Origin of the sequence: Clostridioides sp. ZZV14-6345, from assembly GCF_020657775.1 — a bacterium.
In the GTDB taxonomy this organism is placed as follows: domain Bacteria; phylum Bacillota; class Clostridia; order Peptostreptococcales; family Peptostreptococcaceae; genus Clostridioides; species Clostridioides difficile_D.
The window spans coordinates 16,439-40,461 of the sequence record NZ_JAGWCX010000038.1 but is presented as its reverse complement, the minus strand read 5'-3'; the positions used below and the strand labels follow the sequence as shown (position 1 = coordinate 40,461).

23 protein-coding genes and 1 riboswitch are annotated in these 24,023 nt (G+C 28.3%); of the genes, 17 read left to right on the top strand and 6 right to left on the bottom strand.

Annotated elements, in window-relative coordinates; genetic code table 11:
* Positions 1 to 186: 186 nt before the first annotated feature.
* Entirely contained in the window at positions 187 to 603 is a 417-nt protein-coding gene (locus tag KGF39_RS11540) for a hypothetical protein (RefSeq protein WP_054275314.1), read from the top strand.
* 169 nt (positions 604 to 772) lie between these two features.
* On the opposite strand, the gene KGF39_RS11535 is transcribed toward KGF39_RS11540, so the two are convergent.
* On the bottom strand, positions 773 to 1,342 hold the full coding sequence (locus KGF39_RS11535) for a 5-formyltetrahydrofolate cyclo-ligase (RefSeq protein WP_227822415.1): 570 nt from the start codon (positions 1,340 to 1,342) through the stop codon (positions 773 to 775).
* Positions 1,343 to 1,519: 177 nt separating this feature from the next.
* On the opposite strand from KGF39_RS11535, the gene KGF39_RS11530 reads away from it, so the two are divergent.
* Positions 1,520 to 2,677 carry a S41 family peptidase gene (locus tag KGF39_RS11530; protein ID WP_054275312.1) on the top strand — a complete coding sequence of 386 codons (1,158 nt, stop codon included), beginning with the start codon at positions 1,520 to 1,522 and terminating at the stop codon, positions 2,675 to 2,677.
* A gap of 179 nt (positions 2,678 to 2,856) precedes the next feature.
* Here KGF39_RS11530 and nagA read toward each other — a convergent pair whose 3' ends face one another.
* Together nagA and KGF39_RS11520 are read right to left on the bottom strand one after the other, a co-directional pair.
* Complete coding sequence (gene nagA, locus KGF39_RS11525) at positions 2,857 to 4,011, bottom strand: N-acetylglucosamine-6-phosphate deacetylase (RefSeq protein WP_227822414.1); 1,155 nt, start codon at positions 4,009 to 4,011, stop codon at positions 2,857 to 2,859.
* Positions 4,012 to 4,094: 83 nt separating this feature from the next.
* Positions 4,095 to 4,820, bottom strand: coding sequence for a GntR family transcriptional regulator (locus KGF39_RS11520; RefSeq protein ID WP_107596153.1), 726 nt, complete (start codon positions 4,818 to 4,820; stop codon positions 4,095 to 4,097).
* Positions 4,821 to 5,090: 270 nt separating this feature from the next.
* On the opposite strand from KGF39_RS11520, the gene pfkB reads away from it, so the two are divergent.
* Entirely contained in the window at positions 5,091 to 6,020 is a 930-nt protein-coding gene (pfkB, locus tag KGF39_RS11515; RefSeq protein ID WP_227822413.1) for a 1-phosphofructokinase, read from the top strand.
* Between the two features lie 102 nt (positions 6,021 to 6,122).
* Here pfkB and KGF39_RS11510 read toward each other — a convergent pair whose 3' ends face one another.
* Positions 6,123 to 7,040: a Gfo/Idh/MocA family protein gene (locus tag KGF39_RS11510; RefSeq protein ID WP_227822412.1), complete on the bottom strand. Its 918-nt coding sequence runs from the start codon at positions 7,038 to 7,040 to the stop codon at positions 6,123 to 6,125.
* Positions 7,041 to 7,471: 431 nt separating this feature from the next.
* On the opposite strand from KGF39_RS11510, the gene KGF39_RS11505 reads away from it, so the two are divergent.
* The 9 genes from KGF39_RS11505 to KGF39_RS11465 all read left to right on the top strand — a co-directional run bounded on the left by KGF39_RS11505 (position 7,472) and on the right by KGF39_RS11465 (position 17,196).
* Positions 7,472 to 8,635: an SIS domain-containing protein gene (locus tag KGF39_RS11505; RefSeq protein WP_285891580.1), complete on the top strand. Its 1,164-nt coding sequence runs from the start codon at positions 7,472 to 7,474 to the stop codon at positions 8,633 to 8,635.
* Between the two features lie 46 nt (positions 8,636 to 8,681).
* The gene (gatY, locus tag KGF39_RS11500) at positions 8,682 to 9,533 is read left to right on the top strand and encodes a tagatose-bisphosphate aldolase subunit GatY (RefSeq protein WP_227822410.1); all 852 of its coding nucleotides are present in this window, start codon (positions 8,682 to 8,684) and stop codon (positions 9,531 to 9,533) included.
* A gap of 334 nt (positions 9,534 to 9,867) precedes the next feature.
* Positions 9,868 to 11,769, top strand: a complete 1,902-nt coding sequence (locus KGF39_RS11495; protein ID WP_227822409.1) for a BglG family transcription antiterminator — start codon at positions 9,868 to 9,870, stop codon at positions 11,767 to 11,769.
* Between the two features lie 2 nt (positions 11,770 to 11,771).
* A complete protein-coding gene (gene ypdE, locus KGF39_RS11490; RefSeq protein ID WP_227822408.1) occupies positions 11,772 to 12,815 on the top strand; it encodes an aminopeptidase in 1,044 nt (347 codons plus the stop codon).
* A 14-nt stretch (positions 12,816 to 12,829) separates the two neighbouring features.
* Positions 12,830 to 13,135, top strand: a complete 306-nt coding sequence (locus KGF39_RS11485; RefSeq protein ID WP_054275304.1) for a PTS lactose/cellobiose transporter subunit IIA — start codon at positions 12,830 to 12,832, stop codon at positions 13,133 to 13,135.
* Between the two features lie 99 nt (positions 13,136 to 13,234).
* A complete protein-coding gene (locus tag KGF39_RS11480; protein ID WP_054275303.1) occupies positions 13,235 to 13,570 on the top strand; it encodes a PTS sugar transporter subunit IIB in 336 nt (111 codons plus the stop codon).
* A 31-nt stretch (positions 13,571 to 13,601) separates the two neighbouring features.
* Positions 13,602 to 14,924 (top strand): PTS sugar transporter subunit IIC, encoded by a 1,323-nt coding sequence (locus KGF39_RS11475; RefSeq protein WP_054275302.1) that lies wholly within the window; start codon positions 13,602 to 13,604, stop codon positions 14,922 to 14,924.
* Positions 14,925 to 14,933: 9 nt separating this feature from the next.
* Positions 14,934 to 16,004 carry an aminopeptidase P family protein gene (locus KGF39_RS11470; protein WP_227822407.1) on the top strand — a complete coding sequence of 357 codons (1,071 nt, stop codon included), beginning with the start codon at positions 14,934 to 14,936 and terminating at the stop codon, positions 16,002 to 16,004.
* Between the two features lie 4 nt (positions 16,005 to 16,008).
* Positions 16,009 to 17,196 (top strand): MalY/PatB family protein, encoded by a 1,188-nt coding sequence (locus KGF39_RS11465; RefSeq protein ID WP_227822406.1) that lies wholly within the window; start codon positions 16,009 to 16,011, stop codon positions 17,194 to 17,196.
* A 188-nt stretch (positions 17,197 to 17,384) separates the two neighbouring features.
* On the opposite strand, the gene KGF39_RS11460 is transcribed toward KGF39_RS11465, so the two are convergent.
* Positions 17,385 to 18,257, bottom strand: a complete 873-nt coding sequence (locus KGF39_RS11460) for an aldose 1-epimerase family protein (protein ID WP_227822405.1) — start codon at positions 18,255 to 18,257, stop codon at positions 17,385 to 17,387.
* Between the two features lie 393 nt (positions 18,258 to 18,650).
* Complete coding sequence (locus KGF39_RS11455; protein WP_003425777.1) at positions 18,651 to 18,842, bottom strand: hypothetical protein; 192 nt, start codon at positions 18,840 to 18,842, stop codon at positions 18,651 to 18,653.
* Between the two features lie 220 nt (positions 18,843 to 19,062).
* Here KGF39_RS11455 and cobT point away from each other — a divergent pair, with 220 nt between their 5' ends.
* From cobT to KGF39_RS11430, 5 genes are all read left to right on the top strand, one after another.
* Positions 19,063 to 20,109 (top strand): nicotinate-nucleotide--dimethylbenzimidazole phosphoribosyltransferase, encoded by a 1,047-nt coding sequence (gene cobT / locus KGF39_RS11450; protein WP_227822404.1) that lies wholly within the window; start codon positions 19,063 to 19,065, stop codon positions 20,107 to 20,109.
* A 31-nt stretch (positions 20,110 to 20,140) separates the two neighbouring features.
* Entirely contained in the window at positions 20,141 to 20,701 is a 561-nt protein-coding gene (gene cobU, locus KGF39_RS11445) for a bifunctional adenosylcobinamide kinase/adenosylcobinamide-phosphate guanylyltransferase (RefSeq protein WP_227822403.1), read from the top strand.
* Positions 20,702 to 20,710: 9 nt separating this feature from the next.
* A complete protein-coding gene (cobS, locus tag KGF39_RS11440; RefSeq protein WP_227822402.1) occupies positions 20,711 to 21,484 on the top strand; it encodes an adenosylcobinamide-GDP ribazoletransferase in 774 nt (257 codons plus the stop codon).
* A gap of 19 nt (positions 21,485 to 21,503) precedes the next feature.
* Complete coding sequence (locus KGF39_RS11435) at positions 21,504 to 22,118, top strand: histidine phosphatase family protein (protein ID WP_054275294.1); 615 nt, start codon at positions 21,504 to 21,506, stop codon at positions 22,116 to 22,118.
* 66 nt (positions 22,119 to 22,184) lie between these two features.
* Positions 22,185 to 22,364: riboswitch (cobalamin riboswitch) on the top strand.
* A 114-nt stretch (positions 22,365 to 22,478) separates the two neighbouring features.
* Positions 22,479 to 23,993, top strand: coding sequence for a cobyric acid synthase (locus KGF39_RS11430; RefSeq protein ID WP_308463835.1), 1,515 nt, complete (start codon positions 22,479 to 22,481; stop codon positions 23,991 to 23,993).
* Positions 23,994 to 24,023: the final 30 nt, after the last annotated feature.

Genomic DNA, 24,023 nt, shown 5'->3' with positions numbered 1-24,023 from the left:
TGAAAACAATTAATTGTTTTCATATAGCTCTTTTTATTTTACATTTCATTTATTATAAAATAAGGAAAACATGTTTTTTTATTGCATTACATATGTTTATAATTCTGGATAAGCCTAATCAATAATTTAGAGTCTAAGATAAGGTTATAAATCATATATTTAGAATATATGGGAGGAGTGATAAGATTGAATGTAAAGTTTAACATTAAAGGTATAATTTATGGGGTTATAGCTCTTGTATTCGTGATAGGGGGATTTATATTCATACCAAGTATGTTTGTAGAGAAATCTAAACCTATAGATTATACAGTGTTACAAAGAAATTCAATTCCAGAAAAGATACTTGATGTGATGGATAAGTATACAAACGAAGAAAGAGCACTAGCAGCAAAAATTGATAACAAAATATACATTATAGTGACTAGAGGAAACAATAAATATGGTATCGAAATGGACAAAATAGAAAGTGTGAGCGAAGAAGGGAAGGATGTTTTGAGAGTCAAGATAAAGTATAAAGATAAGGAGGATTCTTTTCCATACATAGTTGTTGAAACGAATATGAGTGAGCTTCCAGATAGAATAGAATTAAATGCGACAAAATAAGAAGATATTTTATAATTAAATAACTGCGTATTATATAGTAAAGTCATGGTTTTTATTAATATAAGTAAATCATGTACGGTTCTTATTATTGTAAAAACCATGACTGAAAATGCTCATTGAGTTAAGATATTAAAAGTAAAATTTATTACTGTATAAAATATTTAATGTTCTAATTATTTGGTGTAATAATTCTAGTTTCAGTAACGATATAATTTAATTGTGCATCATGACTTTCTTTTGGAATAGAATCGAATATCTGGAAATCAAATGCTATTCCTATAGTTATAGCATCTTTTCTTAAGTTTTCTAAAAATCTATCATAAAATCCCCCACCATATCCTAGTCTATAGCAATGTATATCATACGCTACAGCTGGTACAATTACAACATCTAAAGCCTTAATGTCAATTTTAGGTGATTTTTCGTTAGGTTCTCTTATTCCATATGCTCCAATTCTCAATCCATCTTTTAAATCTGTTATTTGAGTAGGGATTAATGTATGATTTTCTTTTATTGTTATAGGGCTTGAGACTATTTTCTTTAGGGACAAAAGTTTTTTGATTAAATTATCTGTTTGAACTTCATTGTTAAAATCTAGATAAAGCATTATATTAGTTGCATTTCTTATATCTTCCATTTGAAGTAATTTTTCTGTTATTAAATTTGAATTACTAAGTACAAAGTTTGAACTTTTGTTTTTTCTGGATTCAATAACTTTTTTCCTAAATTCTTTTTTCATAAAATATTCCTCCCTTTAATATGTTATAATGTGTACAGCAATTATATTTAATATAAATTTTAGTATAGTTTATTGTAATAAAGCAATATATTTGGGTAAATGTAATAAAAATAACAGCTAGTCATATAATAATAATAACAGCTAGTCATATAATAATAATAGTTTATGTAAAAGGAGATGTATCTTGTGATTTCAAAAAAGAAAGCTATTTTTTTAGGGGTGATTTTAGTAATTATAACAGCTATGGCTACATCAGCATTTCAGCTAACATTGGGGAATAAAGTTGTAATATCGAAAGAAATCTATGAAGACTATAAAAAATATGATAAGTTGTTAGGACTAGAATCTATTATAAAACAAGATTTTTATAAAAAAGTATCAGATGCTGACTTGGTAGATGGAGCATCAAAAGGTTTGTTCTTAGGGACAAATGATAAATATTCTGGCTATTACACTAAAGATGAAATGGAGAATCTAATTAATGATAGTGAAGGTTCTTATGTTGGTGTAGGTATGTATATAGGAGCATCAAAAGATGGCGGATTAGTGGTAGTCCCTATGAAAGATTCTCCAGCAGAAAAAGCAGGAGTAAAAGCAGGAGATAAATTAGTAAAAGTCAATGGAAAATCTGTGTCATATAAGAATTCAGATGAAGCTGTGCGTATGATGAAGGGTAAAAAAGGGAAAACAGTTGAACTGACAATATTAAGAGAAGATAAACAACTAAACTTTAAAGTAAAAACAGAACAGATAGTTGAGAAGAGTATAGAAAGTAAAGTAATTGATAATGATTTAGGATATATAGAAATTACCCAATTTATATCAAGTACATATACTGACTTTGACAAAGCTTTAAAAGAATTAAAATCAAAAAATATTAAAGGATTAGTAATAGACCTTAGAAATAATCCTGGTGGAATGTTGGATATATGTAAAGAAGTTGCTGATGAGCTAATTGGTGAAGGAACTATAGTATATACAAAAGACAATAAAGGAAATACTGAGTACTTGAAATCTGATAAAGAAAAATTGGGACTTCCAATAGTAGTATTGACTAATGGAGAAAGTGCCTCTGCTGCTGAAATATTAACAGCTGCAATCGTTGATAATAAAGAAGGTATTTCTGTAGGTACTACAACTTTTGGTAAAGGGTTGGTACAATCAGTTGTAAGATTGAAGGATGGAACAGGATACAAACTAACTACTGCCCAATATTTTACACCTAATGGAGATTATATCAATGAAAAAGGTATAAAGCCTACAATTGAAGAAAAAGATGAAAATAAACAGCTAGATGTAGCAACTAAGTGGCTTAGAGAACAGATTGATAAATAGGATTTAACTCTTATAAACTGTTCCATAAAATAAAAATATTATAAAAGGTAGTGTCTCAAAATGAACTTTTTATTTAATGAGGCACTCTTTTTGTATAAAATTAATATATTTTCATCATTTCAACAATGGGAAAAGAAGCTTATCTCTATTGAGACAGTCCCTATAATTTTATATAGAACTTATTTATTAGCTTTGTACTTACATATACCATTTATATAAGTTTCGTGTATATTAAAGTCATTATCTATTACTATAAAGTCTGCATCTATACCTTGGCATATTGAGCCACAGACATTATCAATATTACAACTTAAAGCAGGTATATACGTAGCCATTTTTATTGCATCTTCTAAAGTTGATATATTCCAATCAACTATATTTTTCACAGCACTGTCCATAGTTAACACACTTCCAGCCAAACTTCCATTACTTAACCTTGCAACACCATTTTTTACATTTACATTAAACTTACCAAGAGTATAGTCGCCATCATCCATAGCACCAGCTCTCATACAATCTGTAATTAAAGCAATATTATTTCTAGACTTAACATCCATCATTATTTTAGCAGCTATCGGGCTTACATGATGTCCATCACAAATTAATTCTGCATAAGTATCTTTTAGTGACATAGCAGCACCAACCATTCCAGGTTCTCTATGATTTAAAGGGCTCATTCCATTATATGTATGTACAAACACTTTAGCACCTGAATTAACTACTTGTTCAACCTGTTCAAATTTAGCTGAACTATGACCAAGTGCTACTGATATATTATTTTTAGTAGCGTATTTTGTGAATTCTATTGAACCTTTACGTTCTGGAGCAATTGCTATTTTTCTTATTAAATTTTTTGACTTCTTTTGCCATGATTTCAAAATATTGATGTCAGGGTCTTTAAAATACTTTTCGTTTTGAGCACCTTTATATTTTTCTGTAAAAAATGGACCTTCTAGATAGATGCCTTGTATTTTTGCTCCTTCAACTTTATCATAGTTATTACTTATATTTTCTATAGAATCACTCAGTGTATCTATAGAATCCGTTAAAGTTGTGGGTAGGAAAGAAGTCACTCCATATTTTAATAAACCTTTTGAAATTGTGTTTATTGACTCAAATGTATTATCCATGACATCTGCACCTAAAAGTCCATGTATGTGAGTATCAACTAAACCAGGGGCAACATATTTGCCTGAAAAATCTATAACACTATCAGTAGTATCTGGTTTTTCTTGTTGAAATTCACCAAATTTACCATTAATTATACTAAGGTAACCTTTTTCTTTGACTCCATATTTCATAAAAAATTTATCTGCATAAATAAAATTTTTCAAAACTACCTCCTCATAATTTATACTATCATTTGTAGTCTTGACACTTATAACACATTTAGTTTTCTGAAAATCTATTTAATTTACTATCTTACATGCCTTACTTTATATACAAATTTATCGCTTCTAGCAACACTCAAAGTAAATTCAATAACTATATTGTCATCGTTATATGTGGTACGAAGCAATTTTAGACAAGGTGAATCTCCTGGCACTTCTAATAACTTTGCTTCCTTATCAGATATTATTCCAGCTGAAAATTCTTCATCAGCTACTTTAATAATCTCTCCATAATCTTCTCTAAATATCTCATATAAAGGTTTTTGTTCGACTTTTTCTTGTGTCAATCCTGTAAATTCTTTCATAGGGAGATATGTTCTTTCAAGCATCATAGGAAGATTATCAGCAAGTCTTAAACGCATTATTTTTATTATTTTTTCACCAGGAGTTATACCTAATTTTTCAGAAAAATATTTTGTACTTTCTACTATATCAAATGATAATACTTTTGTACTTGGTTTTTTTCCTTGTGTTTTCATATAATCTGTAAAGCTATAACTTTCCATTAAGTTTTGAGAATTTTGACTGAGAGCAGCAACAAAAGTTCCTTTTCCATGTCTTTTGTATATGTATCCCATATGTTCTAATTCAGCCATAGCTAGTCTAACTGTAGTTCTACTTACTCCATATTCATCACAAATTTTCCTCTCAGAAAGCATTCTATCATTTGGTTCCATTTCATTTTCAATCTTAGTTCTTAGTATCTCAACAAGCTGGTCATATATTGGTCTTTTATCATTTCTTTTTATCATAAAAATATAGTCCTTTCTAAGTGGTTATTACCACAATTTGATTATAAAATATAGAATAATTTATGTCAATGAATAAAGTTTAATCAAAATTTAATAAGTAAGACTATTAATTTATTTTGAAATTATGAGACATTGACAAAATGAGTAAAATAATTTATATTCAAATTGGTAATAACCACTTTAGGATATATTATAGATGAGGTTTTTTATGTTTTACATATTAATTTATTATTTAGAAAAGTAAAAACTTAGTAATGAGGAGAATCTAGTATGATTACAATAATAACATTTAACCCAGCTATAGACAGAATGTATAGAGTAAATAGTATAAACATAGGTGAGGTGCAAAGGGTAGTAAGTACAAATGCAACTGCTGGAGGTAAAGGATTAAACGTAGCTAAGGTATGTAAAATTTTAAAAGAAAATCCTTTAGCTATGGGATTTTTAGGAGGATTTAATGGAGAATTTATAAAAAATGAACTTAAAAAACTAGATATACAAAATAAGTTTACAAAAATAGAGCAGGAAACTAGAAGTTGCTTAAATATAATCGAAGACAATAAAGCAAGTACAGAGTTTTTAGAAAAGGGACCAATAGTAGAAAAAAGTGATTTAAAGAGATTTGAAAATGATATAGAGGAAGTATTAAAAAATACTAAAATACTAGTGGCATCTGGTAGTTATTGTGAGAATATGTCGATCGACTATTATGAAAAGATAGGTAATGTATGTAGAGAAAATGATATAAAATTTATATTAGATACATCAGGAGATGCTTTAAAAGTAGCTTTAAAGTCTCAACCATATTTAATAAAGCCAAATATAGATGAAATAAGACATTTATTAGGAATCACTATTGATTCAAGAGAGGAAGTTATTTTATCAGGAAAAAAACTTCTTAAAATGGGTGCAAAGAATGTTTGTATATCTCTAGGAAAGGATGGTATGGTTTATTTAAGTAAAGATAGTGTATATGATGTGAAAGTGCCACATGTAAAGTGTGTAAATACTGTAGGTAGTGGAGATAGCACGATAGCTGGATTTAGTGTAGGTATTTCAAGAGGTTATAAAATAGAAAATTTACTTAAATTTGCAAATGCTTGTGGCATAAGTAATGCTCTAAATATGGAAACTGGATTTGTAGACTTAGAAGAAGTTGAGAAATATAAGGATTTAGTTGAAGTAACAAAGTTAAGTTAAATAGATTTGATACGAATATAATAGGTTTGATATATAAAAAACATAGTATTTTATAAAAATAGGTTAGGGGTATTTTCCCCTAGCCTATTTTTATAATAAATTTTATTTTACAGAACTTATAATTTTCCCTATTAATCTTTGAGCCTTAATACATTCTTCTCCACTAATAGCTGGTTTTCTATTATTTTCTAGACAATCAATAAAATGATTTGCTATATCCTCAAAACCTTTTTGTTTTAATATATCTACCCATGCACCACTTTGTTTTGAAGTTAGATTTCCACCTTCCTCTGTTTCCAGTACATTAAGATTTTTAACTCTTTGAATCTTACCTTTTGAAAGAATTTCAACTTGTTCTAATTTTGTTCCCGAATCTCTATGCATAGAGGTATTTATAGAGAAATCCTTACTTTTAAACTTATGACTTACAAATATTAGATTATTATTGTTTGTTAAAAATAAATCCTCTCCATTGATTTCGATATCGTCATCTGCTAACCATAAAGCAGTATCAATAACATGTATATAGTCATCTATAAGTGTACTGTCAAATCTAACATTCCTTAGAGAATTTAATCCATGTTTACATATATTGATAGACACAATTTCTGTTGCATTCTTTTTAATTTCTTTGTACATAGGACAGAATCTACGGTTAAATCCGACCATTAAATTTAAGTTTTTTTTCATACTTAACTCTATAAGCTCTTCTCCTTGCTCTACTGTTGAAGCAAGAGGTTTGTCTACATATACGTGAACACCTAAATTCAATAATATCTTTATAATTTCGTAGTGTGTTTCTGTAGAGCTATGTAGAAAAATACAATTACATTTTTTTGCTAAGGACTCAATAGAATCAAATGGCGTGAGTCTATAATCACTACAGATTTTTTCTCTTTTGGCTTTATTTGGAGTAAAAGCTCCCACAAATTCAAATCTTTCAGATTTTGTTAATACAGGTAAATATGCCTTTTGAGCTATAGAGCCAAGACCTATCATACCTATTTTTATATTTTTCATAATACTTTCTCCTAGGTTTTTTATGTTTACAGAACTGATTATAATTCAGACACATAAATTTGTAAACTTTGTGTCAAAAAATAAATGTGGAGTTTATGCAAATAAATAAGTAGTTAAATAAAGAAAAATTATCAATTAATTTTAAAGAATATCCATAAAATTGATTGATATAAATATTTTATGTATTGACAAAAAATTCAAATTAATTTATATTTGGATTAGTGGTAATTACCACTTTGGTTTAAATAAATTTTTATCATAAAATAAAGATGCCAAAACGTCTATAGTACTATTCTATTAAATTGTTTAAGATAAACTAAAAATAACCTATCAGAGCAATCAAAATGTATAGAGTATATTTTTTTACACTTAAAAGTGGTTATAACCTCATTACCAAAAATAAATATTGCAAGTATGAAAGGGGAATGAAAATGTTTAAATTAGAAGAACAAAAATTAAAAGATTTAGGTGCAATAATAACAACTAATGAAATAAAACAACAACCTGAATTATGGTTAGAAACTTATGAAATCTATAAATCCAACAAAGAAAAACTAAGTAAATTTATAGATAAAATAGGTAATAATCATGGACAGTTTAGAGTTATATTTACAGGTGCTGGAACTTCAGCTTATGTAGGCAACTCAATACTTCCTTATCTTAAAAATAAAAATGATATAAGAAAATACATATTTGAAGCAATACCTACTACGGATATAGTTTCTAATCCATATGATTACTTAAAAAAAGATGTACCAACATTATTAATTTCCTTTGCAAGAAGTGGAAATAGTCCTGAAAGTTTGGCGGCTTTAAATTTAGGGAATCAGATTGTAGATAATTTTTATCATTTAGCTATAACTTGCAATCCAGAAGGAGAATTGGCTAAGATGACTAAAAATGATGAAAATAATTACTTGTTATTAATGCCATCAAAATCAAATGATAAAGGTTTTGCTATGACAGGAAGTTTTTCATGTATGATGTTATCTGCTATATTGATATTCGATAGTTTAGAAGATGATGCAGAGAAGTCATATATACATACAATAATTGAAATGGGAAGGACTGTTATAGATAGAAAAGATGAAATACATGAGTTAATAAATAAAGATTTTGATAGAGTTGTATATCTAGGTTCAGGAGGATTAGGAGGTTTGACAGAAGAAGCACAACTAAAACTTTTAGAACTTACAGCAGGTAAAATAGCTACAGTATATAATTCTCCTATGGGATTTAGACATGGACCAAAATCATTTATTGATGAAAAGACATTTGTGTTTGAATTTGTATCTAACTGTTCATATACAAGAAAATATGACTTAGATGTTTTAGAGGAGATAAAAAGAGATAAAATTGCTAAATTAACTTGTGCAGTGTCAGTAAAAAATGACAGTAACTTCTCAGGAATAAAGTTTGAGTTTGGAGAAAAATATAATAAATTACCAGATGTGTATCTTGCAATGCCATACATACTGTTTGCACAAACTATAGCACTATTTGTATCGATAAAAGTTGGAAATAAACCAGATACACCATCAGCTACAGGAACAGTAAATCGAGTAGTAAAAGGTGTAACAATATATGAATATTAAAAGTATGATTAAAATCTTATAATTAAATAATTTGGGGGGTATCAATGTGGCATTAGTAACAACAACATCTATGCTTAAAAAAGCACAAGATGAAGGATATGCAGTAGGAGCATTTAATGTGGAAAATATGGAGATGGTAATTGCTGTTATAGAAGCTGCTGCGGAGTTAAATTCTCCAGTAATATTACAAACTACTCCGTCTACTGTAAAGTATGCAGGGCTTGATTATTATCTAGCAAATGCAAAGGTTGCTGCGGAAAGAGTAAAGATACCTGTAGCAATGCATCTGGACCATGGCTCAAGTTTTGACCTTGCGATGAAAGCTTTAAGAAATGGTTATACATCAATAATGATAGACGGTTCTCATGAAAGTTTTGAAAATAATATATCTTTATCTGAGTCAGTAGTAAAAGCATGTAGCCCGTCTTTTATACCAGTGGAAGCAGAACTTGGAAAAGTTGGCGGAAAAGAAGATGATTTAGATGGTGGAGATAGTAATGATTATACAAATCCAAAAGAGGCAAAGGAGTTTGTCGATAGAACAGGAGTATCTTCATTAGCTATAGCTATAGGTACTGCACATGGATTATATAAGGGTGACCCTAAAATAGATTTAGACAGACTATCAGAAATTAAAAAAGTAGTTTCAGTACCTTTAGTATTGCATGGAGGTTCAGGAATACATGATGATATTATAAAAGAGGCTATAAGAAGAGGTATAGTAAAAGTTAACTATGCAACTGAATTAAGAATTGCATATAGTAATGGTGTTAAAAAGGTTTTAAATGAAGATTATGAAGTTATAGACCCTAAGAAATATGGATTATCAGGTCTTCAATCAGTAAAGGATTTTGTAAAAGAAAAGATTAAAGTCTGTGGGTCTGTGAATAAAGCATAAAAAATAAAATATCCTAAATTTATTTTAGATAAGTTTAGGATATTTGTTATATGAAAAGTTTATATCAATTATAGGTATAATGGTGTATTTTTTTCATTTAATTGATGAAAAATATCAGCTTTTATTGGTAAAGTATTACATATATAATTAAAATATAATAAAAATTGAACTATATATTTTATTATTATGAAATATGTATATTAAATTTTGGTGTTAAAATATACTAGGATATAAAATTCGATAAATTAAAACAAAAATGTTGATTTGATAAGAAAATATTTTTGTTTAATACTACTTTGAAAAACGTGATAATAACACTGAGGGAGGTGGGTATATGAGAGAACGCATTATTCTTGAAACATTAAAAAATAGTAGTGGTTATCTAAATATAGATTATTTTGCAGATAAGTTTGGGGTATCTACTCGAACTATCAGAAATGAAATAAAAAATATAGAAACTATAAAAGAATGTAATGGTTTCAAATTAGAATATAAGTCTAAACTAGGATATATTCTAAATATTAAGGACCAAGATAAATTCGAGCATTACCTAAAAAACTTACCCTCAGATTTAGTTGAAAATCCAGAACAACGGTTAGAATCTATAATAGTAGAACTTTTAGTAAATGAAGGTTATAAAACTATAGAACAGTTAAGTAAAAAATTTTTAGTAAGTTCATCTCAAATAAAAAATGATTTAAAAAAGGTAGATAAAAAGATAAAAGATACAGAATTAAAATTGGAACGAAAGGCTCATTATGGAATTAAAATAGAAGGGTCTATAAAAGAAATTCAAAGCAGATTAGTGGAGAGTTATTTTAAAGGGAATAGAAATATAATAGAGTACAGAAATAAGTTTATAGATAATTTTAAATTAGATAATATCAGAAGTACAATAAAAAATGTACTTAATGAACATGATTTAGAAGTCAACCTAACAGAACTCGAGGAAATATTAGCACAAATTATTATATTGTATATAAGAGTTAGCATGAGAGTAGCAAGAAATGTTAGTGATTTAGAATCATATACAGAAGATTTAATTATAGATGAATTATTAGATAAAATTTTTAGAGATAAAAAATGTAACCTTACTTATGATGAAAAGTATTATTTAAAGCAGCTTATAAAATTAAGGACTAAAGATAAGAAAGCCACCATAAAGAATATAGATAAAAATAAACTTCAAGATATTATGTGTGAATTTTTTAAAGATATAGATAAAAAGTATAACTCTAACTTTTTAGAAGATAAAGAGTTTCTCAACTTATTTTATTTACATATTGCATGTTTAATAGAACGTATAAAGAAGAATCACAAGATAATAAATCCTTTTTCAGTTAAAATAAGTCAACAGTATCCAACTGTTTTTAATTTATCTATTCAATTTTCAAAAATCATAGAAAATGAGTATCATATAAAAATAAGTCAAGATGAAATAGGTTTTATAGCTACTCATATTGCTGTTCCTTTCGAAAAGAGAGAAGAGGCTAACTTTAATAAAAAATATAAGATAGCAATAATATGCTCTTCTGGTGGAGGCAGTGCATTTTTGATAAATTTAAGACTTAAAGAGATATTTCCAAATGCTGAGATAAGAAATTTTTCATTATTAGAAGAAAAAGCTGTAATAGAATTTGCACCAGACTTGATTTTTTCAATAACAAATCTTTTATTTGAAATAAATGCTCCAGTTATACTTATAAATGAAATTTTAGACGAACTAGATTATTTGGATATTAAAGAAAGTATTAGATTTGCAGACCATATAGGAAATATATCAAGCCCAAAACAATATATATTAGGTCTATTTGATAAGAATCACTTTAGGTGTATAAAAGAAAAAATCAAATATAAGAATATCCTTGATAGTATGTCACAATGTATAGTTGATGAAGGAGCTTGTTCTCAAACATATCCTAAAGATGTGTGGGAAAGAGAAAGCTATTTGAGTACTATTTATACAAATGGTGTGGCGATACCTCATCCAATTGAAATGACAGGTAATAAAAATATTATATCAGTAGCCTTGATACAAACTGATATTAGTTATGAAAATAGAGTACCAAAGATTATTTTCATGATTTCATTAATAAAGGGAAATCTAGAGCTTCATAAGCAAATATCTAAATATCTAAGTAAGATTATGGCTGATAAGGATATGGTAGATATGCTAAATAAGTCACAATCCTATGAAGAGTTTATGTATAAGTTAAAAATCTATCTGGGAGGTTAGACATGAATATAGAGTTTTTTAAGAGATTATCAGAAGCAGATGGTATAGCATCTAATGAAGAAGAGGTTAGACATGTTTTACTAGAAGAGCTAAAAGCTTATAGTGATAAAGTTATATGTGATGGGCTAGGTAGTATAATCTTTTCTAAGATAAAAGATGAAAATGCACCAAACATAATGGTTTGTGCTCATATGGATGAAGTTGGATTTATGGTGAGAAGTATAGACAAACTTGGCATGATTCACCTAATAACAATAGGAGGGGTAAAACCTCTTGCACAGTTTGTACAAAAAGTTAGAATTACAACAAAAGAAGGGAAAAAAATCCCTGCTATCATAAATGCAACATACAATGATGGTAAAGCTGAAAATATATATGCAGATATTGGAGCATATACAGAAGAGGAGGTACATAATTTAGGGATTAATGTTGGTGATATGGTAACATATACGACAAACTTTGAGGAATTTACTTTGCCAGACCGATTAGTGGGAAAAGCTTTTGATGATAGAATAGGATGCTTTGTGATGGGAGAAGTTTTAAAAGAACTTAAGAAAGAAAATCTAAATTGTAATATTCATTTTGTAGCTACAAGTAGTGAAGAAGTTGGAATAAGAGGGGCAAAGACATCAACACAGTTAATAAATCCCGATATAGTATTTGTAATAGATGTAGCATGTACTAAGAATGAGTTTGTGAGAGATTATACAAATCAGAAACAAATTGATAAAGGTATAATGCTAATGCATAGAGATAGGACTCTAGTCCCTAGTAGAAAAATGGTGGATTATGTAATAGAAATTGCTGATGAAAATAATATATTACTTCAACATGATATGTTTGAATCAGGTGGGACTGATGGAGGAGAAGCACATCTTGTAAATGAAGGGAAACCTTGTGTAGTAACTTGTGTACCAGTTAGATATGGTCATTGTGCATTTTCTATAGTAAGTAATAAAGATTTAGATGCCATTATAAGATTGTATACACAGTTAATTTTAAATTTTGATGAAGAAAAATATAAGTATATAAGAAATTTTATATAAAGGAGAATAAAAAAATGTCAACAGAAGTACAAATAATGGAGCTTATATCAACTGCAGGAGAAAGTAAATCAAAGGCCTTCGAAGCTTTAAAAAAAGTGAAGGCAAAAGATTTTAAAGGAGCAAAATTATTGATAGAGGAGGCTCGCAAAATAGATGTTGAAGCACACAGAATACAGACAGAATTAATAACTCAGGATTTAAATGAAGATGTTGAAAGCCCAGCAATGAGTCTTTTAATGGTACATGCTCAAGACCACTATATGACTTCTCAACTAGCAAAAGATTTGATAGAGGCTTTGATATATTGTTTTGATAAGTAATTGTAGTGTATAAATAGATTATTTATATAAAATTTCTTTTAAAAAGTTTTAAATACTTTTAAGAGATAATAAAAAATACAAATTTTAGGAGGAATTATTATGAAGATATTATTATGTTGTGCAGGTGGATTTTCGACTAATATGCTAATGCAAAATATGAAAAAGGTAGTAAAAGAAAGTGCCAAACTTAATGAAAAAGATTTTGAATTCACAGCTATACCAGCAGATTCAATAGAAAGTGAAATTGATGATTGGGATATAGTACTTATAGGTCCTCAAATAGCTCACAAAATAGACTTCTTAAAAGGAATATTAGAGCCAAAAAATAAACCTTTTGCAGTAATAGATAAAGATGTATATGGGAAAATGGATGGAGCTACAGTTATGAAGTTAGCATTAATAACTTATAAGAAACATCAATTAGCTCAAGGATAATTAGAATACCGAGGGAAAAGGGGGATTAAATATGTTTTCAAAATTTGAAGCATTTATGAATAGAGTATTTATGCCTTTAGCTCACAAGGTTGACAATCAACGTCACCTTGGTTCTATAAAGGCTGGTATGGTTGCTATGACACCATTTACAATATTAGGAAGTATATTTGCAATACTTCCAGCACTTCCAAACATGCTTGGAGAAAATAATTCAATAAGCAAATTCATATTGAATAACGCAGCAATATTAGACTTACCAGTAAGTCTTTCCATCGGACTGATAGGGTTATATGCCTGTATGTGTATTGCTTTTAATCTAGGTAATTATTATAAATTATATATACCAGGTTGTGTTACACTATCAACTTTTTCCTTTCTATTCCTAGTAGCATCATTTACACCAGATGGAGCATTAGAAATAGGAAACTTAGGAGCTAAGGGGTTATTTACAGGGATGATAGCAGGACTTGGTTCTGTGGAGTTATATAATTTCTGTAGTAAGAAAAATATTACAATAAAAATGCCAGAAAATGTACCTGATTTTGTATCTAGGTCTTTTGAATTAATACCAACAACTATAATAGTTTGTGGTACTTTTATAGTTGCTCGTTTTGTTTCATTAAAAGTGTTTGGAGAATTACCTCCACAGATACTTACTCAATTTTTATCTCCATTAGTAGGAAGTATGGATAATCCATGGTCAGTTCTTGCACTTAATTTTGCTATATGTACTATATTCTTTTTTGGAATACATTCATCAGTGTTTAGCCCTATAACTAGACCTATAATGATTACATTTATAGCTGAAAATATAGCAGCTATGCAAGCTGGGGAAACAATACCTCATTTCTTTACAGCAGGAGCTTCAAGTGCATTCTTTGGATTTACAGGTTGTGGAATTAGTATAGGTTGTGTAATTGCATGTATGTTATCTAAGAATTCCTCTTATAAGAAAATTGGACGTGTATCGCTATTCCCTGCATTATTTGGGATAAATGAACCAATATTATTTGGTGCACCAATAATATTAAATCCAATAATGTTTATACCACATGTATTTGGTGGAGCTATAATAGGTACATTACCAATGTTTTTTATGCACTGGGGATGGTTAGCAAAACCAGTATTTGACCCTCCATATGTAGGTGTATTCTTAGAAGGGTTTTTAACTAATGGGGATTGGCATTCCATATTAGCAAATGCATTGCAATTAGTATTAGCAGTTTTATTATATTGGCCATTCTTTAAAATAATGGAACGTCAACAAAATAATAAAAAACAAAAAGAAGAAAGTAAGAATATATTCTCTAAAGAAGAAGAAGACTTATTAGACGATTTAGGACTGGATTTCTAATATTTTACTATGAATAATACAATAGATAGACTAGTAGATTTAATACATAAAAGAGGTGTTGACGCTCTTTTGATTAAAGCAAAAAATACTAAAAGATATATAGGAGCACTATCAGGTAGTGGCGTGTATGTGCTTGTTACTAGAGATAAAAATTATCAGATTCTAGATGGCAGATATACTGATGAAGCAGATAAAAAAACGACTGGCTTCATAAAAAGAGTTGTATCTCAAGGTTCTTATATAACAGATATAATTGAGTTATTAAGGGAATTGCATGTAGAAAAGTTAGCGATAGAAAATCAAGCTATGAGTATACAAGAGTATATTTTGCTAAAAAATGCAGGTTTTGAAATAGATTTAATGACCAATGAATTATGGAAGTTAAGGGCTATAAAATCTAAAGAAGAAATTGAGCTTATTAAAAAAGCTTGTGAGATTACAGATGAAGTATTTAGTAAGGTTATTTCTGAGATTAAAAAAGATATGACTGAACTAGAAGTATCAGCTCTAATTCAGTATCATGCATTGAAAAAAGGTGCAAGTGGAATGTCTTTTGAAACAATAGTAGTATCAGGAGAAAGAGGAGCAATGCCACACGGAAGACCTACAAATAAAAGATTAAAAGCAAATGAAGCTATAACGATAGATTTTGGTGTTGTTTATCAAGGCTATCAATCAGATATGACTCGTACAATATCTATAGGTAAACCTCCTGAAATTATTCAAGAGATATATGATGTAGTATTAGAGGCACAATTATCTGCAATAGAATCAATAAAAGAAGGAGTTAAGGCCAGTGATGTTGACAAAGTAGCCAGAAAAATTATAGATAAACATGGATTTGGTGAATATTTTAATCATGGATTGGGACATGGTATAGGTCTTGGAGATGGTGAAGTTCCAACTCTAAATCCAAATAGTGAAGATATATTAACAGAGGGAATGGTAATGTCTTGTGAGCCAGGTATCTATATTCCTAATATAGGGGGAGTTAGAGTAGAAGATGATGTTGTTATAATAGATGGAAAAGGTGTCCCACTTAATAAAACATCTAAAGATTTTATAATATTAGGAGAGTAAAATTATGAAATATAATTTTGACAAAGTGTTAAATCGTAAAGAAGGGAATTGTAGGAAATGGAGCAACCATGTAATTAAAGAAAAGTTCGGCTTAAATGAAGATGCAATTCCTATGGATTTAGCTGATATTGATTTTGAATGTGCCCCTGCTATAAAAGAAGCGATTTTAAAAAGAGCATCAGTAGGAGATTATAGTTATACTTTTATAGGAGATGACTTCTATGATGCTATTATAAACTGGAATAAAAGAAGATTTGATGTATATGTAGAAAAAGAATGGATAAAGTTAACCTTTGGTACTGTTTCAACGCTTCATTATATAGTCCAAGCATATACTAAAGAGGGAGATGGTGTATTGATAAATACACCTGCCTATGACCCTTTTGCAGAAGCTGTAGTAAATAATAATAGAAAGTTATGTTGTAGTTCATTAAAGTTAAATAATAATAGATATCATTTAGACTTAGAAGACATGGAAAATAAAATGAAACACAAAAATATAAAATTATTTATATTCTGTAGTCCACAAAATCCATCAGGTCGTATATGGACAAAGGAAGAATTGTATCAAGTGTCAGAATTATGTTTGAAGTATAATGTACTTTTGGTAAGTGATGAAATTCATAGGGATGTAGTATTTAAAGGTTATAGATTTGTGTCTTTATGGAATGCTCATCCAGAAATTTATAAGAATAGCATAATCTGCGTATCTCCTAACAAAGGATTCAACTTAGGTGGATTAAAAACGTCGTATGTATTAATAAGAGATTTAAAAATTAGAGAGACTTTATTAGAAAGACTAAAAAGTAATTCAATAACTTCTCCAAATGTATTTGCAATACCAGCAATTGTTGCAGCATACAATGAAAGTGAAAGATGGCTAGATGAGATGACTAATTATGTAGAAAAGAATTTTGAAATAGTTTATGACTTCTTTGAAACTCATATACCAAAAGCAAGGGTTATGAAGTCTGACTCTTCTTTTCTAGCTTGGGTAGATGTGAGAGAAGTATTTGAAAATGAAGAAGAATCTAAATCATTTTTTAGACATGCAAATTTAACTATGGTAGTTGGAAGTTATTTTGTAAAAGATGGAGAGGGATTTATCCGTATCAATGTGGGGTGTCCTAAAGAAACATTAAATGAGGCTCTAAATAGAATTAAAAAAACATATATAAGTATGTATTGTTAAATTATAAAAAATAAGACATTTATAGGTTTATATAAAAACATATTATTTAGTTACCAAATATTACTGGAATTTTGTATTCCAGTAATATTTTTTGATTAAGGAATATTGATATAGTACTACTTCATATTCTTATAGTAACTTATATTAAAATATTTTATCGCTTTGGTAACATAGTAACTTATTTTTATTTAGTGTAGATTTATACTGTAAGAAGCAGTAAAAACTTTTCCTTTACTCAGTTTATTAATGAACTTCTTATCTGTATAAATTTTATTAGAATGTATACTATCAGCAAGACCGTACCAAGGTTCTATACATAGAAATGGAGCAGTAGAATTAGTTTCACTATAATAAGGAGTCCAAATACCAACTAGAGGGAAATCTTTCATAGAGAGGGTTACATATTTACTGCCATCATTATTACATATAGATACTTCATCTATGTTAGTGTATATCAAAGCATCATTTTTGAACAATTCTGGATTTAATTGTAAGCTTTTTAAATCTCCAATAAATGTTATATCATCAGTAAAAGAACCATTTAAATTAATTTTTTCTACATCATTTCTTCTTTTAAATTCAAGATAATATTTAGAAAAGTCATTTTGTTCATAAAAAGGAAGATTGAATGCAGGATGTCCTCCTATAGAAAAGAATATATCTTTAGAGTCAGTATTTTTCACAATCCATTCTACATCAATACTGTTATCATTTAATGTATAGTTTATGATTAGTTCAAAAGAATATGGATATTTTTTTAAAGTAGATTCATTATCTGTTAATTTATAAGATATGAATGTATCTCCTTTATTTACAATCTCAAAGTCCATATCTCTAGCAAATCCATGCTGAGTCATACTATATAAATTTTCTTCTATTATTGTTTCATTATCAAAAAGTTTACCTACTATAGGAAATAATATTGGTGATTGTCTGCCCCAATATTTTTTATTACCATCCCAAAGAATATTTCTATCATATTTTTTAGAAAATATTTTAGTGAGTTCAGCACCACAGATGCTTGATTCGATAATTAAATTTTCATTTTGTAATATATTCATTTAAAATCTCCTTTATTATATTTTATTAGTATATTATACTATAAAGTATGGAGATTATTAAATTTTATTTGATATTATATTTGAAAGGTAGATTTTAGTATATTTTGAAAATTTTGTTTTGAAAATTTGGGATTATTTAAGAAATTTTGTATTATAAATAGAAGGAAATAGAGAAATTGTATAGAATAAAATATATTAAGATAAGTTAATAATGTTAAATGGGAAGTGAGTTTATGGAAAAACCAAATACAAAAGTTGTTAACTTTCAAGAGTATAAGGACAGAAAAAAACAAAGAGAAATAAATAGAGACGAACTTTTAAAGCTTATAAAAAAAATTGTGACTTCAAAATAGGGAGTTGTTAAACTCCCTATTTTAATGGGTTTCATAATGATTAAGACATTCTAAGTCCATCTATATAATCTTTGAATTGTGAGAAATCTGATTCACTACTTAATTCGATAGTTTCTGAACCTTCCGTATAAAAATTCTTAAGATAGATAGTATAATTATTATCGACACAGTCATGATAAATACATCTATATCCATCTTCATATAAATTTTTTAATTTAGAAAAATCATCCACAATATCATCTCCTTAAAGTCCTTTTAAATCTATTTTTACAAAAAACATCTGATTGTATGCAAATTGATAATAGAAAATAAAGGAAATTAAGGTAAAATGTAGAATAATTTTTGTATGTATGTAAAAATAAAAATAAAAAGTTGAAATTTTTAGAAAATAAGAGTGTTTTTTATCTAAAAAGATAATTTAAAAAAATAAAACAATGTTGGGAGGATAAAAAATGAGTTTATTAGAAAGTATATCAAAAAACATATATTCTCTAGATAATTCTTCTATTGAAAAAACAAAGCAGAGATTGGACAGGCTCATACATCCAACTGGAAGCTTAGGAAAGATAGAAGATATTTGCATGCAATTAGCAGGAATATTTGGTAATGAAACTTTTGATACAAGTAAAAAAGTTATAATAGCTTTTGCTGGAGACCATGGTGTATATGAAGAAGGAGTAGCACCTGACCCTCAAAATATAACAAAACTACAATTCCCAAATTTTTCGAAAGGTCTGTGTGGAGTTGGAGTAATAAGTAAATTTGTAGGGGCAGATGTTGTAGCTGTAGATGTAGGAATAAACTGTGATGAAAAACTAGATGGAGTGTTAGATTACAAGATAAGAAAAGGGACATCAAATATGGCAAAAGGTCCAGCTATGAGTAAACAAGAAGCTATTAGATGTTTAGAGATAGGTATTGAAATAGCAGAACAGTGTATAGAAAAAGATTATAAGGTTATTGGTATTGGAGAGATGGGTATAGCAAATACTACTCCAAGTACAGCAATAATATCTGTAATTTCAGGGCGTGACCCTTTAGAGGTTACTGGTATAGGTGCAGGTCTTAAGAAAGAGAGACTAAAACATAAGGCTGAAGTAATTAGAAAAGCTATTGAAATTAATAATCCAAATCCAACTGATGGAGTAGATATTTTATCTAAAGTAGGTGGATTTGAAATAGGTTCAATGGCAGGTGTTATATTAGGATGTAGTGCTAATAGAATTCCAGTAGTAATTGATGGATTTATTTCTTATGCAGCAGCATTAATTGCATATAAGATAAATCCAAAAACTAGAGAATATATGATAGCATCTCATTTGTCAGCAGAATCAGGAACTAAAAGAGCATTAGATATATTGAAGTTAGACCCTCTATTAAATATGGATATGAGGTTAGGTGAGGGAAGTGGAGCTGCTTTAGCGTTTAATATAATAGAAGCTTCAAATTATACTTACAAGAATATGGCAACTTTTGATGAAATTGACATGGGAAGATAAATATAAAAATTTAATATGTAGGAGTGTTTTGATGAGTAAAATTATTCTAGTAACAGGAGGAGCTAGGTCAGGAAAGAGTAACTTTGCAGAAAAACTATGTTTGGACAAGCATAATAATACAGCCTATATAGCTACTTCTATTCCATTTGATGATGAAATGAAAGATAGAGTAAAAAAGCATCAAGAGAATAGACCTAGAAACTGGAATACATATGAAATGTATGAAGATATATATTCCATAATTGAAGAGATATACAAAGAACATGAAACTGTTATACTGGATTGTGTAACATTATTAGTAAATAATCTAATGTTTAAACACAATCCAAATATAGAAGACTCTACTCAAGAAGAAATAAATAAATTAGAAGAGTACATAAAAGAACAAATTAGTAAACTTATTGAAGAAATAGAAAAAACAAATCTATACTTTGTATTTGTGACGAATGAATTAGGTATGGGAATTGTTCCTGGGAATAAACTTAGTAGGATATATGCTGACATTGTAGGTCGTATAAATCAATATATAGCATCAAAAAGTAATGAAGTTTATTTTGTAGTTAGTGGAATACCCATGAAAATAAAGGAGTAGTATGTGACTATGAAAAGATTTATTTTAATACTACAGTTTTTGACAAGGATACCTATAAAATTAAATGTAGGATTTGATGATGAATTTTATAAATCAATAGTATATTTTCCACTTGTAGGTTTTGTCATAGGTATATTAACCTATTTAGTAGGATGGATTTCTATGCTTTTATTTGAACCATTTATAGCTTCTATAATAATAACTCTAGCTGGTGTCTTAATTACAGGAGGACTTCATATAGATGGATTAGGAGATACATTTGATGCAATATACAGTTATAGAGATAAAGAAAAAATGCTTGAAATAATGAAAGATTCAAGATTGGGTACAAATTCACTTTTAGCAATTATGTTTGTACTTTTATTAAAAATTGGATTTATATACAATATAATAAGTAATAATTCATTATGGGTTATAATTTTTATGCCAATGATTGCAAGGCTAGGAGTAATGTTATTGACATATAAAACTGTGACTCCAAGAGAAAAAGGAATGGGAAATTTATTTATAGGAAAATTGACTACAAGTATGTTAATAACAGCTATAATATACACATTATTAATAGTTGGTCTTATTACTAAATTTATATTCTTATTACCTAATATAGTGTTGATTAAGGTATTAGGTTCAGTTATAGTAGTTTTTATATTTATAATATTATTTAAAAAGCATATTTATGCAAAAATTGATGGAGTAACAGGAGATATATTAGGCTGTGGAATAGAACTTTCAGAGCTTGTATATTTGATTTACATATATTTGTTAATTTTTATGTTTTTTTAAACTAAAAAGTGGTGATAATATGATAAGATTAATATTAATAAGACATGCACTGACAGATGATAATAAAAAAGGAAAATTGTCAGGTCATATAAATAGTTGTATTAGTGAAGAGGGTGAACTGCAAATAAATAAAATTACTAGATATTTAAGTCATGAAAAAATAGACAAGATTTATACAACACCATCTACACGTACTAAAGATACAATAAAAAAAATATCAAAATTGAAATTATTAGAAATAGAAGAAAAAGAAGCTCTAAGAGAAATTAGTTTTGGAGACTTTGAAGGAATAACTTTTGAAGATATTAAAATCAAATATCCAAGTGAGTTTGAAAAAATGATAGAAGAAGGTAGTAACTATAGATATCCAAATGGAGAAAGTTTGGTAGACTCTTATGAAAGAGTGGCAAAAGAAATTGATAATATAATTTTAGAAAATGATAGTAATTCAGATACAAAAACAATACTTGTATGTTCTCATGCAGGAACAATAAGAAATATAATAACACACTTGATTTCTGGTAGTTATAAATATCACTGGAACTTTAAAATTGATAATGCATCTATTACAGTTTTAGAAGTTGATAGTGGATTTGCTGTAATAGATAAAATGAATTTTACAGACTTTATATAATTTAATCAAAACTAAATATTACAATATGTACTTGTAATATATCTGTAAAATTAACAATGAAAATAGAATATTAGATTAAAATTAGGTTCTTAATTAGATGTTAAAAGGGAAAAAGGTTAGATGCCTTTGCAGCCCCCGCTACTGTGAAACCAACGAAACTATAAATACCACTGTCAATTTGATGGGAAGGTTATAGAAGTAGGATGAAGTTAAGCCAGGATACCTGCCTAATTTAATTTAAAACAAGAGGTCTTCGGGGTGAAAGATTTTTAATTAATATATATAAAAGTCCTATCTTTAGAAGTATTAGGACTTTTTTTAATTTGTCTTTTAGTAAATTTTAACAAGGAGGGATGGAAAGTGGGGAAAAAAATAATGCTACAAGGAACAGCTTCAAATGTAGGTAAAAGTGTATTAGTAGCAGGATTATGTAGAATATTTAAGCAAGATGGTTACACTGTTGCTCCTTTTAAGTCACAAAATATGGCTTTAAATTCTTTTATAACTAAAGAAGGGTTAGAAATGGGAAGAGCACAAGTATTTCAAGCGGAGGCTGCAAAAATAGAGCCAATAGCTGATATGAATCCAGTTTTATTAAAGCCTTCTGGAAATAATAAAAGTCAAGTTATTGTAAGAGGTAAAGTTGTGGGAGAAATGCCTTCTTCTAAGTATCATGACTATAAATTGGAGTTAGTAGATGTATTAAGGGAAACCTTTAACAGCTTGAATTCAAGATATGATATTGTAGTTATGGAAGGTGCAGGAAGTAATGCAGAAATAAATTTAAAAGATAGAGATATATCTAATATGGGTATGGCAGAAATAGCTGATGCACCTGTAATAATAGTTGGAGATATTGATAGAGGTGGAGTATTTGCATCATTAGCTGGGACAATGCTTCTATTAAATGAAGACGAGAAAAAAAGAGTAAAAGGTGTAATAATCAATAAATTCAGAGGGAAAAAAGAACTTTTACAAGATGGTGTAAAGATGTTAGAAGACATCATAAAAGTACCTGTCATAGGAGTAGTCCCTTATACAGATATAAAAATAGAAGATGAAGACAGCGTAACCACTAGATTTAAGAAAAAAATGGATAAAAGTGATATACACATAGAAATAATTAGAACTCCACATATGTCAAATTTTACAGATTTTAATATATTTGAAACACAGGAAGATGTAAGTATTAGATATGTAGACTATGGAGAATCTTTGGGAAATCCAGACATGGTAATAATACCTGGAACTAAAAGTACTATAGACGATTTAACATATATAAGAAAAAGTGGTCTTGAGTCACAAATTAAAAATTTACATAGTCAAGGTAAATTGATATTTGGTATATGTGGTGGATATCAAATGTTAGGTAAAAAATTAAAAGACCCTTATCATGTTGAAAGTGAAATTGAAGAAGTTAATGGAATGGGTCTTTTAGATACAGAAACAATATTTGAGAAAGAAAAGACTACAACACAGGTAGAGGCTACCATTATTGAATGTAGTAGTGAATATATGAATGACCTCAAAGGTAAGAAAGTAAAAGGTTATGAAATTCATATGGGTATTACAAATCGAGGTAATGATGTAAGAAGCTTAGATTTGATAACCAAAAAACTGGATAAAGAGGTTAATTATACTGAAGGAAGTGTAAATAAAGAAGGGAATGTAATTGGGACTTATCTTCATGGAATATTTGATGAAATAAGTTTTACAAGAGCAATTTTAAACAATATAAGAAAGAAAAAAGGCTTAGAAGAATTAGAAAGTAAAGTAAACTCTTTTAATGAATTTAAGGATAAAGAGTATGATAAGTTAGCTGATTTTTTAAGAGAACATTTAGATATAGAAAAAATATATGAGATTATGAAATAAGGGTAACTTTTATTTATAATTTAGGTAGGA

Excerpts from the sequence above, each read along its gene's own strand:
- KGF39_RS11535 (WP_227822415.1), bottom strand. The coding sequence starts at position 1,342 with ATGAAAAAAGAATTTAGGAAAAAAGTTATTGAATCCAGAAAAAACAAA.
- KGF39_RS11530 (WP_054275312.1), top strand. The coding sequence starts at position 1,520 with ATGTATCTTGTGATTTCAAAAAAGAAAGCTATTTTTTTAGGGGTGATT.
- KGF39_RS11520 (WP_107596153.1), bottom strand. The coding sequence starts at position 4,820 with ATGATAAAAAGAAATGATAAAAGACCAATATATGACCAGCTTGTTGAG.
- pfkB (WP_227822413.1), top strand. The coding sequence starts at position 5,091 with ATGATTACAATAATAACATTTAACCCAGCTATAGACAGAATGTATAGA.
- KGF39_RS11510 (WP_227822412.1), bottom strand. The coding sequence starts at position 7,040 with ATGAAAAATATAAAAATAGGTATGATAGGTCTTGGCTCTATAGCTCAA.
- KGF39_RS11505 (WP_285891580.1), top strand. The coding sequence starts at position 7,472 with ATGTTTAAATTAGAAGAACAAAAATTAAAAGATTTAGGTGCAATAATA.
- KGF39_RS11495 (WP_227822409.1), top strand. The coding sequence starts at position 9,868 with ATGAGAGAACGCATTATTCTTGAAACATTAAAAAATAGTAGTGGTTAT.
- ypdE (WP_227822408.1), top strand. The coding sequence starts at position 11,772 with ATGAATATAGAGTTTTTTAAGAGATTATCAGAAGCAGATGGTATAGCA.
- KGF39_RS11485 (WP_054275304.1), top strand. The coding sequence starts at position 12,830 with ATGTCAACAGAAGTACAAATAATGGAGCTTATATCAACTGCAGGAGAA.
- KGF39_RS11480 (WP_054275303.1), top strand. The coding sequence starts at position 13,235 with ATGAAGATATTATTATGTTGTGCAGGTGGATTTTCGACTAATATGCTA.
- KGF39_RS11475 (WP_054275302.1), top strand. The coding sequence starts at position 13,602 with ATGTTTTCAAAATTTGAAGCATTTATGAATAGAGTATTTATGCCTTTA.
- KGF39_RS11470 (WP_227822407.1), top strand. The coding sequence starts at position 14,934 with ATGAATAATACAATAGATAGACTAGTAGATTTAATACATAAAAGAGGT.
- KGF39_RS11465 (WP_227822406.1), top strand. The coding sequence starts at position 16,009 with ATGAAATATAATTTTGACAAAGTGTTAAATCGTAAAGAAGGGAATTGT.
- KGF39_RS11460 (WP_227822405.1), bottom strand. The coding sequence starts at position 18,257 with ATGAATATATTACAAAATGAAAATTTAATTATCGAATCAAGCATCTGT.
- cobT (WP_227822404.1), top strand. The coding sequence starts at position 19,063 with ATGAGTTTATTAGAAAGTATATCAAAAAACATATATTCTCTAGATAAT.
- cobU (WP_227822403.1), top strand. The coding sequence starts at position 20,141 with ATGAGTAAAATTATTCTAGTAACAGGAGGAGCTAGGTCAGGAAAGAGT.
- cobS (WP_227822402.1), top strand. The coding sequence starts at position 20,711 with ATGAAAAGATTTATTTTAATACTACAGTTTTTGACAAGGATACCTATA.
- KGF39_RS11435 (WP_054275294.1), top strand. The coding sequence starts at position 21,504 with ATGATAAGATTAATATTAATAAGACATGCACTGACAGATGATAATAAA.